Genomic DNA, 12,164 nt, shown 5'->3' on the forward strand with positions numbered 1-12,164 from the left:
CGCTCAAGCCCTGGATACGGAGCTCACTCTTGTCTGACTACGACCCCGTCGAGGTGACACCGTTGCATGCCGACGAGGTGTCGCGCATGGAGGCCGACGCCATCGCGGCGATCAAGGCGGCCGACAGCCTCGACGCACTCAAGCAGGCCAGGCTGGCGCACGCGGGCGACCGCTCGCCCATCGCCCTGGCCAACCGCGAGATCGGCGCGCTGCCGCCGGCCGCCCGCGCCGAGGCGGGCAAGCGCGTCGGCGGCGCGCGCAGAACGATCAACGAGGCGCTGGCCGCGCGCCAGGCCGAGCTGGAGGCCGAGCGCGACGCGCGGGTGCTCGTCGAGGAGACCGTCGACGTCACCCTGCCGTGGGACCGCCGGCCGCGCGGCGCCCGCCACCCGCTCACCACGCTGCAGGAGCGCATCGCCGACGCGTTCGTCGCCATGGGCTACGAGGTGGCCGAGGGGCCCGAGCTCGAAGGCGAGTGGTTCAACTTCGACGCGCTCAACATCGCCCAGGACCACCCGGCCCGCTCCGAGCACGACACGTTCTTCGTCGGCTCGACCGGCTCCGGCATGGTGCTGCGCACGCAGACCTCGCCGGTGCAGATCCGCGCGCTGCTCCAGCGCGAGCTGCCGGTCTACGTCATCTCGCCGGGCAAGACGTTCCGCACCGACGAGCTCGACGCCACCCACACCCCGGTCTTCCACCAGACCGAGGGCCTGGCCGTGGACGAGGGCCTGACCATGGCCCACCTCAAGGGCACGCTCGACCGGTTCGCCGAGGTCATGTTCGGCAAGGGCATCACCACCCGGTTCCGGCCCAACTACTTCCCGTTCACCGAGCCGTCCGCCGAGATGGACCTCAAGTGCTTCGTCTGCCGCGGCGCCTCGGCGGTCCCCGGCAACCCGCCCTGCCGCACCTGCAAGTCGGAGGGCTGGATCGAGTGGGGCGGCTGCGGCATGGTCAACCCGCGGGTGCTGGTCGCCTGCGGCGTCGACCCCTCGCGTTACTCCGGGTTCGCCTTCGGCATGGGCATCGAGCGGACCCTGATGTTCCGGCACAACGCCGAGGACATGCGTGACATGGTCGAAGGAGACGTGCGCTTCACGCTCCCGTTCGGAATGGAGATCTGATGAAGGTCCCGCTCTCCTGGCTGCGGGAGTATGTCGATCTCCCGGCGGTCACCGCGCACGAGGTGGCCGACAAGCTCACCGCGGCCGGGCTCAAGCTCGAGGCCATCACCTCCCACGGCCACGACGTCAAGAACGTCGTCGTCGGCGAGGTGCTGGAGATCGAGGAGCTGACCGGGTTCAAGAAGCCGATCAGGCACTGCCGGGTCGAGGTGGGGGAGGCGACGCCGCGCGAGATCGTCTGCGGCGCCACCAACTTCGCCGCCGGCGACCGCGTGCCCGTCGTCCTGCCCGGCGGCGTGCTGCCCGGCGGGTTCGAGGTCGGGGCGCGCAAGACGTACGGGCGCATGTCCGAGGGCATGATCTGCTCCGAGCGCGAACTCGGGCTGAGCGACGAGCACGGCGGCATCATGGTGCTGCCGCCCGACACGCCGGTCGGCGCCGACGTGGTCGAGCTGCTCGGCCTGCGCGACGACGTGATCGAGCTGGAGATCACCCCCGACATCGGCTACGCGCTGTCCATCCGCGGCGTGGCGCGCGAGGCGGCCACCGCGTTCGGGGTGGCCTTCCACGACCCCGCCGACGTCGAGGTGCCCGCCACGGACGAGCCGTCGTGGCCGGCCTCGATCGCCGATCCGACCGCCTGCGACCGGTTCGTGCTGCGCGAGGTGACCGGGTTCGACCCGGCCGCCGCGAGCCCGCTGTGGATGCGCACCCGGCTGTCGCGCGCCGGCATGCGGCCGGTGTCGCTGGCCGTCGACGTCACCAACTACCTGATGCTGGAGCTCGGGCAGCCGCTGCACGCCTTCGACCGGGGCAAGCTGCAGGGCGAGATCGTCGTACGCCGGGCCCTGCCGGGCGAGCGGCTGGAGACCCTCGACCACGTCGTACGCGAGCTCGACCCCGACGACATCCTCATCACCGACCAGTCCGGGCCCATCTCGATGGCGGGCACCATGGGCGGGCTGGAGACGGAGATCTCCGAGGGCTCGACCGACATCGTCATCGAGGCCGCCCACTTCTCCGCCACCGGCATCTCCCGGGAGTCGCGCCGGCACGGGCTCGTGTCGGAGGCGTCCAAGCGGTTCGAGCGCGGCGTCGACAGGGAGCTGCCGCTGGTCGCGTCCTGGAAGGCCGTGCGCATGCTGGCCGAGCTGGGCGGCGCCCAGGTCGGACCCGGGGTCACGCACGCCGAGGTCGAGGTCACGCCCGCGCGGATCGCGATCCCCGCGAGCTACCCGGGCCGGGTGGCCGGCGTCCCCTACTCCAAGGACACCGTGATCGCCCGGCTGCGGCAGGTCGGCTGCACCGTGGCCGACGGCGACGACCCCGCGGTGCGCAAGGGCGGCGTCGCCCCGACCGGGGTCGTGACCGGCGGCGCGCTGGCGGCCAGGCTGGCCGTCACCGGCGACGACATGATCACCGTCACCCCGCCGTCGTGGCGGCCCGACCTCACCGACCCCAACGACCTGGCCGAAGAGGTCATCCGGCTGGAGGGCTACGAGAGCCTGCCGTCGGTGCTGCCCAGCGCGCCCGCCGGGGCCGGGCTCACCGAGGGGCAGCGGCTGCGCCGCCGGGCCGGGCGGGCGCTGGCCGAGGGCGGCTACGTCGAGGTGCTGAGCTACCCGTTCATCAGTCCCGACGACTTCGACCGGCTGCTGCTGCCGGCCGACGACGCGCGGCGCGCGGCCATGCGGCTGGCCAACCCGCTGTCGGAGGACGAGCCGCTCATGCGCACCACGCTGCTGCCGGGGCTGCTGAAGACCCTGGTACGCAACGTCGGGCGCGGCTTCGCCGACGTGGCGCTGTTCGAGACGGGGCCGGTCTACCGGCCGCGGCCCAGCGCGCCCGAGACCGCGCCGGTGCTCGGCGTCGAGCGGCGGCCCACGCCCGAGGAGCTGGCCTCGATCGAGGCGGCGCTGCCCGACCAGCCGGTGCGGGTCGCCGTGGTGCTGACCGGGGAGTTCGAACGCTCCGGCTGGTGGGGCAAGGGACGCCAGGCGTCCTGGGCCGACGCCGTGCAGGCCGCGCGGCTGGTCGCCGGGGAGGCCCGGCTGGAGCTGTCCATCAGCGCCGACCAGCACGAGCCGTGGCACCCCGGCCGGTGCGCCGCGCTCTACGTGGGCGACACGCTGGTGGGGCACGCCGGTGAGCTGCATCCGCGGGTCATCGAGGCGTACGGGCTGCCGCCGCGCACTGCGGCCATGGAGCTGGAGCTGACCCGGCTGGAGCAGGCCATGCCGGGGCCGGTGCAGACGCCCGCGGTGTCGGCCTACCCGGTGGCCACCCAGGACGTCGCGCTGATCGTGCCCGACTTCACGCCGGTGGCCGACGTCGAGGCGGCGCTGCGCGACGGGGCCGGTGAGCTGCTGGAGTCGATCCGGCTGTTCGACGTCTACGCCGGGGAGCAGGTGGGCGAGGGCAACAAGTCGCTCGCCTACACGATGCGCTTCCGGGCGCCGGACCGTACGCTGACGGTCGAGGAGACGACGGCGGCCAGGGACGCCGCGGTGGCGCTGGCCGCCGACCGCGTCGGCGCCCAGCTCCGCAGCTCCTGACCCTGGCTGTCGAAGGGCCGGCCCCGGCTTCTGCCGGGCCGGCCCTTTCACATGCGGTCGACCTCGCCGAGGTCCACGTCGAGGTCGAAGGGAACGGTGAGCTTCAGCCGGTCGTGATGCAGGCCGGTCAGGGCGTAGAGGCCGGTCGCGGGGTCGAGCTCGTAGACGTAGGCGACCGGCTTGCCGGCCTGCTCCTCGATCCGCCAGAAGTGCGGGATGCCGGCCTCCGCGTAGAGCACCGGCTTGCGCTTGCGATCCCGGACGCGCGACTCCGGCGAGACCACCTCGACCACCAGAACGACGTCCTGCCCCCGGAAGAAGGTCTGCCTCCCGCCCGTGACGGCGTCGGCCCGGACGACGCAGACGTCCGGCTCGGGCCGCTGGGCGGGATCGAGGATCACGCTCATCTCCCGCCGGACGCGGTGCTCCTCCGGGGCGGCGCGACGCAACTCGCCCTCCAGCAGCGACACCACGCACATGTGGAAGGAGGCTTGGGGGCTCACGAAAACCAAGCTTCCATCAATCAACTCTGTGTGTGCAGGCAAATCCGCAATGTGATCGAGGTCTTCTGCAGTGAACCCTCGGGCAGGCGGAAACACCCAGTCGGGCAGTGAGGGAGAAGTCATCTCAACGGTCACCGCTTCGGCAGTCATGGTCTCAAGCTACCAACCTATTCTCCTCACGCCACGTGAACGGTCGGATACGGCGGCGCGGCTGGGACAATGGGCGCATGACGGTGTTGTTGGTGTTCGGCGAGCGGGAGGATGCCGAGGAGGTGGCCGAGACGCTGGGGGAGTGGTATCCGGCGCTCGGGGTGCCGCGGGTGGTGCGTGAGACGTTGGCCGGGGAGGACGACGCCGAGGACGCGCAGTGGCTCGTGGTGGCGGAAGGGCTCGGGGAGGGGCTGGACGAGGCGGCGCTGGCCGGCCTGGACGAGCTGGCCGAGCGTTACGACGGGTGGCGTGAGACCGGCTGAGACGCCGGCCGGCCCGGGGCGGGCTGAGGCGCCGGTCGGCCCGGGGCGGGCTGGGAGGCCGGCCGGCGTGCGGGCGAGGTTACGTGGGTTGGGTCAGGTCGACTGGGTGGCGACCTGGCGGCGGGCTTTCTCGGCGAGGGCGTGCTCGTCGGTGCGGGCGTCGTAGCGGCGGAACGACGGCAGCGCGGCGGCCAGGGCGAGCACCGCGCCGACGCAGAGCAGGCCGCCCGCGCCCAGCGAGAAGCGGACGCCGCCGAGGTTGGCCATGAGGCTCGCCCGGGCGTTGCCGAGCATCGGGCCGCTGGCGTAGGAGAGCAGCTCGATGCCGGCCAGCCGGCCGCGCAGCTCGCTCGGGATCGTCTGGTTCCACATGGTCGAACGGAAGATGCCGCTGATCATGTCGGCCGCGCCCGCGAGGGCGATGCAGACGACGACGAGCCAGATGTTCGGGGCCAGCGCGGCGAGCGCCACGGCCGCGCCCCACAGGGCCGCCGCGACGATCACGCCGAGGCCGTGGCGGTGCACGCGGGCCGCCCACGCCCCGGTGAGCGAGGCGATCAGCGCGCCGATCGCGCCCGCCGAGTACAGCAGCCCGAGCGCCTGTGGCGCGCGCAACTGGTCGGCGAGGAACGGGAACAGCGCCGTCGACATGGCGAACACCATGGCCGCCATGTCCACCAGGTAGGTGCCCATGAGGTCGCGGCGTCCCACCGCGTAGCGGACGCCCTCGACCAGGGAGCGCAGCGACGCGGGCGCGGCGTCCTCGGCGGGCGGCAGCGACCGGATCCGCCACAGCAGCACCAGCGAGCCGAGGAAGGTCAGCGCGTCCACCCCGTACGCCGCCGCGACCCCCGCCGAGGTCACCAGCAGGCCGCCGAGCGCCGGGGCCACGATGGCGCCGAAGTTCCAGCGGAGGCTGGACAGCACCGCGGCCGCCGCCTGCTGCTCGTGCTTGACGACCTGCTGGAAGAACGCCTCCATGCTGGGCCGCTGGAGCGAGCCGATGCCGGTGGAGATCGCGCCCATCACGTAGAGGACCCAGATCTGGGGCGTGGGCAGCATGGCGTTGACCATGAGCGCGAGCGAGGTGAACAGCAGTCCCAGCTCGCTCAGTACGATGATCTTGCGGCGGTCGAGGGCGTCGGCGATGGCGCCGCCCCAGAGCCCGCACACCACCATCGGCACGAACTCGGCCAGGCTGACCAGCCCGACCGCCAGGTAGGAGCCGGTGAGCTCCTTCATCTGGTAGGGCACCGCCACCACGGAGATGAACGTGCCGAACATCGTGATGAGCCCGGAGGCGAACATCAGCCGGTAGTCCCGGGAGTCGCGCAACGGGCTCACGTCGATACGGAGGTCACGGAAGATGCGTTTGACGAGGCCAGGCACGACCTCAGATTGTCCGGGGCGAGGGCGGAAAACCGCAAATCGATTTCGGATCGCGAAACGCGACAGGGCCCCGGGGGCGTTCCCCCCGGGGCCCTGTCGATGGCGGGTCAGGCGGCCGGGACCCGGTCCAGGAAGCCCAGCACCCGGCGGATCCTGCCGTCCTCGGCCAGCTCCACCACGTCGAAGCCGACGGCGACCGGCTCCCCGTCCGCGGGGCCGAGGTGCCAGGTGAAGCGGGCGATGTGGTGGTGGGCGTCGTACACCTCGCCCGGGGTGAACACCAGGCCGGGGAACATGCCCTGCGCGCCGGCGATCACGGCGGCGATGCCGTCGTGCCCGGCCACGTCGGCCAGCGGGTCGGTGTAGGTGGCGTCCTCGGTCCACAGCTCGGCCACGGCCTTGGCGCGGGCCTCGGCGTCGGTCTCGTTCCAGGCGGCGACGTAGCGCTCGACGAGGGTGTTGTCCATGATGATCGTCATCTCCTCAGGGGTTGTTCGTTCAGCTGACGCGGGCCTTGCGCAGGCCCATGATCTGCAGCTCGGCGAAGGCGGCCACGGTGACGGCCTGGGCGATGGCCCAGATCGCGCCGACGGTGGTGAGGCCCAGGGCTCCGGTCACCACGGCGGCGAGGCTGCCGAGGGTCCAGGCGGCGTTCAGGGCGATCACGGTCCGCGGGCCGGCCTGTCCGAGGTCGCGGCGGGTGGCCAGCAGGCCGACGGCCACGCCGTAGACCAGGAGGAAGGCGCCGATGCCGCGCAGCAGGCCCGTGTCGGGGCCGAGCAGGTCGGCGACGGGGCCGGCGAAGGCGAGGTAGACCAGGCCGTTGCCGCCGGTGACGACGGCGTCGGCGACAAGGGCGAGGCGCAGGAATCTGGCCTTGTCGGCGGTGACGGTTACGGCGGTCATATCGGGCCCTCCTTGGGGTGGCTGTCCTTGCGACACCTCGAAGATGTCAGCCACGGGGTAGGGGGCGCGATTACGCGTCAGGTAAGCGAAGGTGCGGAAACGGGGGCTGAGCTGGGGAGACGGCGGCGAAAATGGGCGCAAGAAGGCGCGGTCGCCCCCTCGGAGCGACCGCGCCGCCGTAGCTGATCAGGACGTGCCGAGGACCTCGCGGCGCAGGTGCGTCTTGAGGATCTTGCCGCCGGGGTTGCGCGGCAGCTCGCCCTCGCGGAACCACACGTGCACCGGGATCTTGAACTTGGCCAGCCGCCCGGCCAGGAACTCCCGCAGCTCGTCCGCCGTGACCGAGGCGCCCGGCGCGAGCCTGACGACGGCGCCGACCTCCTCGCCCAGCTCGTCGTGCGGCACCCCGATCACGGCGGCGTCGTCCACCGCCGGGTGCTCGAACAGGGCCGCCTCGACCTCGGCGCAGTAGACGTTCTCGCCGCCGCGGATGACCATGTCCTTGGCGCGGTCCACGATGTAGACGAAGCCGTCCTCGTCGATCTTCGCCAGGTCGCCGGTGTGCACCCAGCCGTCGACGAACGTCTCGGCCGTGGCCTCGGGCTTGTTCCAGTAGCCGAGGATGACGTTGGGGCCGCGGATGCACAGCTCGCCGACCTCGCCGGGGGCGAGCTGCTCGCCCATCGGGTCCACGACGCGTACGTCCACGACGGGTGAGGGCACGCCGATGCTGTCCGGCTTGGCGTGGTAGTCGGCGCCGCCGTTGCCGATCGCGAGGGCGCTGGTCTCGGTCATGCCGTAGCCGTTGGAGGGCGCGCGGTCGGGCAGGTTGGTGGTGATGCGCTCCAGCAGCTTGGGCGGGGCGGGGGCGCCGCCGTAGCCGAGCGTGGAGAGGGACGACAGGTCGTGCTTGTCGAAGTCGGGGTGCGACATGAGCTGCCAGGCGTTGGTCGGTACGCCGATCATGGCGCTGACCTTCTCCCGCTCGATGAGGCGCAGCGCCTGCCCGGCGTCCCACTTGTACATGAGCACCAGGCCGCCGCCGCTGAACATCGTCGTCGTCATGGCCGAGAAGCAGCCCGTGACGTGGAACAGTGGCACGGTCAGCAGCGTGATCCGGCGGGTCCCGGTCGCCGCGGCCGGGTCCTTGCCGGCCAGCGCCACCGCGCGCATGAGGCCGTAGGCGACGGTCATGGGGGACTGGCCGATGTTGCGGTGGCTGCCGAGCGCGCCCTTGGGGTTGCCGGTGGTGCCGGAGGTGTAGAAGATCGTGGCCGGGTCCTCGGGGGACAGCTCGACCTCGGGCAGCGTCACGTCGGCCGTGACCTCGCCCAGGACGTCGGCGAACGCCCGCGCCCCGCCGGTGGCCTCGCCCCTGGTGACGATCATCGGCACGCCGGTGGAGGCCAGCCGTCCGGCCCGCTCGCCGTCGGCGATGAGCACCTTCGCGCCGGAGTCGTGTACGCCGTAGGCCAGCTCGTTCTCGGTCCACCAGGCGTTGAGCGGCACGGCGACGGCTCCGGCGGCCAGCACGGCGGAGAAGGAGATCACCCATTCCGGGTAGTTGCGCATGGCCACGGCCACGCGGTCGCCCTTGCGCACGCCGTACTCGTCGATCAGGCGGTGGGCCAGCGTCGCGGCACGGCGGAAATGGTCCTCGAACGTGATGTGCTCGTCCTCGTAGACGAGGAAGACCTTCTCGCCGTGGAACCTGCTCATCTCCAGCAGCGCCCGGAAATGGGTGGGTGCGTGCTTCCACGTTCGTACCCCGGTGTCGCCTATCTCCTCCATCTCGAAGAGCTGGCCGGGGCCGGTGAGCTGGGCCTGGACCTGGGCGTGCGTAAGGGTCATCTGCAGAACGCTCCCCGCTGTGGACGATTATTCTGGATAAGTCACAGTACCGACCGGTCAGTACGTTTCGCTAGAGTTACGTTCTTCATGAAACTTTCATGACTGTGCCGATACTTTCAGGCTCCCAACTGCTGCTTTGGCGTCCGGCGAGCCCCGGCATTGACCCTGAACGGGCCTGTCAATACCGTCGGCGATGCGATCCATGAGGGATCGAAACTTTCGGATCGAATGCCCCGCCCCCCGGAGGTCGATGTCCGTGCTTTCGTCCGCGCTCGTCAGAATCCTCACTTTGCTGGGGATTTTCGCAGCCTTCCTGCTGCCCACCACCTCGGCCCAGGCGTCCGCGCCGCTGCGCACGCACGCCGCGGCCAAGGGCAAGTTCATCGGCACGGCGCTCGCCACCGGCCCGCTCGGCAGTGAGACCTCCTACCGCACCATCGCGGGCACCGAGTTCAACCAGATCACCGCCGAGAACGCGATGAAGTGGGAGTCCACCGAGCCCAACCCGGGCCAGTTCACCTTCAGTGGCGCCGACCAGATCGTCGCCTTCGCCACCCAGAACAACCAGCAGGTCCACGGCCACACCCTGGTCTGGCACCAGCAGACGCCCGGCTGGGTGCAGGGCCTCGGCGCCAGCGCCATGCGCTCGGCGATGCAGAGCCACATCGCCCAGGTCGTCGGCCACTACGCCGACAACCCGGCCGTGGTCTCCTGGGACGTCGTGAACGAGGTCTTCGACGAGAACGGCGGCTGGCGCTCGTCGTTCTGGTACAACACGCTGGGCCAGAGCTTCGTCGCCGACGCCTTCCGCGCCGCCCGCGCCGCCGACCCCGACGCCCGGCTGTGCATCAACGACTACAACGTCGAGGGCATCAACGCCAAGAGCACCGCGATGTACAACCTCGTCTCGTCGCTGCGCCAGCAGGGCGTCCCCGTCGACTGCGTGGGCCTGCAGAGCCACCTCTCCATCCAGTACGGCTTCCCGAGCGACATGCAGCGGAACATGGAGCGCTTCGCCGCGCTCGGCGTGCAGGTCCGGGTCACCGAGCTCGACGTGCGCATGCCGACGCCGCGCGACAGCTCCAAGGACACCACCCAGGCCACCTACTACCGCAACGTCGTCAACGCCTGCCTCGCGGTGACCGCCTGCGCCGGCGTCACCATCTGGGGCTTCACCGACAAGCACTCCTGGGTGCCGGACACCTTCCCCAACGAGGGCTTCGCGCTGCCGTGGGACGCCAACTACCAGCAGAAGCCGGCGTACACGGCCGTGCACGACGCGCTGGCGGGCGGCACGAGCGGCGACACCACCCCGCCGAGCACTCCCGGCACGCCGACGGTCGGCACGGTCACCTCCAACTCCGCCGCGCTGACCTGGAGCGCCTCCACCGACACCGGCGGCAGCGGCCTGGCCGGCTACAACGTCTACCGCGAGCAGGGCGCCACCGACACGCTGCTCGGCCAGAGCAGCACCGCCTCGATCACGCTGACCGGGCTGAGCCCCAGCACGCAGTACCAGGTGTACGTGCGCGCCAGGGACGGCGCGGGCAACCTGTCCGGCAACTCCGCGCTCGCCACGTTCACCACCCAGGACGGGCCGAGCGGGGGCGGCGGCTGCACCGCCACCGGGACCGTGCAGACCCAGTGGAGCGGCGGCTACGTGGTCCAGCCCGTGACCGTCACCAACACCGGCACCTCCGCCGTCACCGGCTGGACCGTCACCTTCACCTTGCCCGCCGGGCACACCCTGGTCGGCTCGTGGAACGCCACCCTGACGGTGAGCGGCCAGACCGTGACCGCCAAGAACGCCGCCTACAACGGCAACCTGGCCCCGAACGCCGCCACCTCGTTCGGCTTCCAGGTGAGCCGCCCGAGCGGGAACACGCAGACTCCCTCCACCTACACCTGCGCCTGACGGCCGGGCAGACCGGGCACCCCTGGACCGCGCTCCGGGGGTGCCCGTCCCGTTCAGCGCTCCAGCGTGATGCCCTCGCGGCGCAGGTCCTCGATCACGCCGTCGACCAGCCGGGTGGCGACCGTGTGGCGCAGCCGGCCCTCCTCGCGCAGCTCGCGCACGGCCGGCACCGGGTCGGGGTCGGCGAACAGCCGCTCGTCGGAGTGGTCGGCCGGGCGGCCGGTCGGGTCGAGCGTCCACCAGGACGCCTCCAGGGCGATGCCGTTGGGGTCGCTGAAGTAGATCGAGCGCAGGAAACCGTGGTCGATGACGTCGGTGACCTCGCAGCCGTGCGCCTTCAGCCGGTCGCGCATGCGGTTCAGCGCCTCCTCGTCCGGCAGGTGCAGCGACAGGTGGTCGAACTGCGCCGCCCGCGCGTACGGGACGCCCGCGGGCTTGGCGAAGCTGTCGAGCGGCTGGTCGGCGTACTCGAAGAAGGCGACCGTGTTGCCGGGCGCGACGTCGAAGAAGTAGTGCTTGAACGCGGGGACGGCCAGGGTGGCGACGAGCCGGGCGCCGAGCACGCCGTGCCAGAAGCGCACGGTGGCGTCCATGTCCGCGGTCACCAGGGCGAGATGGTGCACGCCGCGCCAGTGCACCTGATCGGGGGTCTCAGCCATACGTCAACCGTATGCCTTTCAACTATCGCAGGTAAGCCCTAACGGAAGCCGCGCTCTGACCGGTCGCGGCGGAAGGCGTCCAGACGGCCGAAGTCCAGCTCGTGGACGGAGACGGCGTCGTCGGGCGGCCCGGTGAAGAAACCGGTATGGGTGTGCGGGCAGGGGTTGGCGAGACCGGTCACGCCCGCGCACGGATGCCCGTGGTAGGTGGTCTCGTGGTGCCAGTCGCTCACGGCCACGTACGTCATGAACTCGTACGCGCGGGCCACGCTCATGTGCTGCCAGAGCTGCCGGGCGGGGGCGGGGCCGTCCCAGCGGGTCACCGAGAAGGCGGGCACCAGCACGGCGTCCGGGCCGTCCGCGCCCGCCAGGCTGGCCGAATACCACAGGTCGGCGCAGAGCAGCACGTGCAGGCGGCGGCCGTGCAGCTCGAAGCCGCCGCCGGGACGTCCGGGGACGACGCCGGAGCGCAGCTCCAGCCCGTAGGGGTGGGCCTTGTCGTACTCGGTGAGCAGCGTGCCGTCCGGGCCGGCCGCCGCGCCCCGGTTGACCCGCCCGCCGGGGGCCGAGTCGTCGTAGTGGGAGCCGCCGACCACCGCCATCCCCGAGCCCCTGGCCAGCTCCCGCACCCTCGCTAAATAGTCGGCGCGCGGCAGGGACGCGCCGGCCAGCTCGGGCAGGATCATCAGCTCGGCGGAGCCGGGGGTGACCAGCGCCTCGACGGCGTCGAAGTTGGCGTGGCCGTCGGGGGAGTAGCGCGGCGGCTGCACAAGGAGGATCTTCACC

General features: G+C 71.6%; 11 protein-coding genes. 4 read left to right on the forward strand and 7 right to left on the reverse strand.

The window, feature by feature from the left end; translation table 11 throughout:
• Positions 1 to 86: 86 nt before the first annotated feature.
• Both pheS and AC27IY_RS40115 read left to right on the forward strand, forming a co-directional pair.
• Positions 87 to 1,127 (forward strand): phenylalanine--tRNA ligase subunit alpha, encoded by a 1,041-nt coding sequence (pheS, locus tag AC27IY_RS40110; protein WP_344218608.1) that lies wholly within the window; start codon positions 87 to 89, stop codon positions 1,125 to 1,127.
• Positions 1,127 to 3,682 carry a phenylalanine--tRNA ligase subunit beta gene (locus AC27IY_RS40115; protein ID WP_487181167.1) on the forward strand — a complete coding sequence of 852 codons (2,556 nt, stop codon included), beginning with the start codon at positions 1,127 to 1,129 and terminating at the stop codon, positions 3,680 to 3,682. The genes pheS and AC27IY_RS40115 overlap by 1 nt, the downstream gene beginning before the upstream one ends.
• A 47-nt stretch (positions 3,683 to 3,729) precedes the next feature.
• Here AC27IY_RS40115 and AC27IY_RS40120 read toward each other — a convergent pair whose 3' ends face one another.
• A complete protein-coding gene (locus AC27IY_RS40120) occupies positions 3,730 to 4,335 on the reverse strand; it encodes a Uma2 family endonuclease (RefSeq protein WP_487181168.1) in 606 nt (201 codons plus the stop codon).
• A gap of 77 nt (positions 4,336 to 4,412) precedes the next feature.
• Here AC27IY_RS40120 and AC27IY_RS40125 point away from each other — a divergent pair, with 77 nt between their 5' ends.
• A complete protein-coding gene (locus AC27IY_RS40125) occupies positions 4,413 to 4,658 on the forward strand; it encodes a hypothetical protein (protein WP_344218523.1) in 246 nt (81 codons plus the stop codon).
• 93 nt (positions 4,659 to 4,751) lie between these two features.
• On the opposite strand, the gene AC27IY_RS40130 is transcribed toward AC27IY_RS40125, so the two are convergent.
• The 4 genes from AC27IY_RS40130 to AC27IY_RS40145 all read right to left on the reverse strand — a co-directional run bounded on the left by AC27IY_RS40130 (position 4,752) and on the right by AC27IY_RS40145 (position 8,804).
• Positions 4,752 to 6,047: an MFS transporter gene (locus tag AC27IY_RS40130; RefSeq protein ID WP_423450379.1), complete on the reverse strand. Its 1,296-nt coding sequence runs from the start codon at positions 6,045 to 6,047 to the stop codon at positions 4,752 to 4,754.
• Between the two features lie 107 nt (positions 6,048 to 6,154).
• On the reverse strand, positions 6,155 to 6,526 hold the full coding sequence (locus AC27IY_RS40135; protein WP_364445116.1) for a nuclear transport factor 2 family protein: 372 nt from the start codon (positions 6,524 to 6,526) through the stop codon (positions 6,155 to 6,157).
• A gap of 19 nt (positions 6,527 to 6,545) precedes the next feature.
• Positions 6,546 to 6,953: a hypothetical protein gene (locus AC27IY_RS40140; protein ID WP_344218529.1), complete on the reverse strand. Its 408-nt coding sequence runs from the start codon at positions 6,951 to 6,953 to the stop codon at positions 6,546 to 6,548.
• A gap of 186 nt (positions 6,954 to 7,139) precedes the next feature.
• Positions 7,140 to 8,804: a class I adenylate-forming enzyme family protein gene (locus AC27IY_RS40145; RefSeq protein ID WP_487181169.1), complete on the reverse strand. Its 1,665-nt coding sequence runs from the start codon at positions 8,802 to 8,804 to the stop codon at positions 7,140 to 7,142.
• Between the two features lie 289 nt (positions 8,805 to 9,093).
• On the opposite strand from AC27IY_RS40145, the gene AC27IY_RS40150 reads away from it, so the two are divergent.
• Positions 9,094 to 10,719: an endo-1,4-beta-xylanase gene (locus tag AC27IY_RS40150; protein ID WP_487181171.1), complete on the forward strand. Its 1,626-nt coding sequence runs from the start codon at positions 9,094 to 9,096 to the stop codon at positions 10,717 to 10,719.
• A 53-nt stretch (positions 10,720 to 10,772) separates the two neighbouring features.
• Here AC27IY_RS40150 and AC27IY_RS40155 read toward each other — a convergent pair whose 3' ends face one another.
• Together AC27IY_RS40155 and AC27IY_RS40160 are read right to left on the reverse strand one after the other, a co-directional pair.
• Positions 10,773 to 11,378 carry a VOC family protein gene (locus AC27IY_RS40155; protein WP_344218535.1) on the reverse strand — a complete coding sequence of 202 codons (606 nt, stop codon included), beginning with the start codon at positions 11,376 to 11,378 and terminating at the stop codon, positions 10,773 to 10,775.
• 38 nt (positions 11,379 to 11,416) lie between these two features.
• Entirely contained in the window at positions 11,417 to 12,163 is a 747-nt protein-coding gene (locus AC27IY_RS40160) for a carbon-nitrogen hydrolase family protein (RefSeq protein ID WP_449945464.1), read from the reverse strand.
• Between the last annotated feature and the right edge of the window lies 1 nt (position 12,164).

Source organism: Nonomuraea sp. B208, from assembly GCF_057536035.1.

Bases quoted from the DNA above. Each gene is read 5' to 3' on its own strand.
- pheS (WP_344218608.1), top strand. From the start codon at position 87: ATGGAGGCCGACGCCATCGCGGCGATCAAGGCGGCCGACAGCCTCGAC.
- AC27IY_RS40115 (WP_487181167.1), top strand. From the start codon at position 1,127: ATGAAGGTCCCGCTCTCCTGGCTGCGGGAGTATGTCGATCTCCCGGCG.
- AC27IY_RS40120 (WP_487181168.1), bottom strand. From the start codon at position 4,335: ATGACTGCCGAAGCGGTGACCGTTGAGATGACTTCTCCCTCACTGCCC.
- AC27IY_RS40125 (WP_344218523.1), top strand. From the start codon at position 4,413: ATGACGGTGTTGTTGGTGTTCGGCGAGCGGGAGGATGCCGAGGAGGTG.
- AC27IY_RS40135 (WP_364445116.1), bottom strand. From the start codon at position 6,526: ATGACGATCATCATGGACAACACCCTCGTCGAGCGCTACGTCGCCGCC.
- AC27IY_RS40140 (WP_344218529.1), bottom strand. From the start codon at position 6,953: ATGACCGCCGTAACCGTCACCGCCGACAAGGCCAGATTCCTGCGCCTC.
- AC27IY_RS40145 (WP_487181169.1), bottom strand. From the start codon at position 8,804: ATGACCCTTACGCACGCCCAGGTCCAGGCCCAGCTCACCGGCCCCGGC.
- AC27IY_RS40155 (WP_344218535.1), bottom strand. From the start codon at position 11,378: ATGGCTGAGACCCCCGATCAGGTGCACTGGCGCGGCGTGCACCATCTC.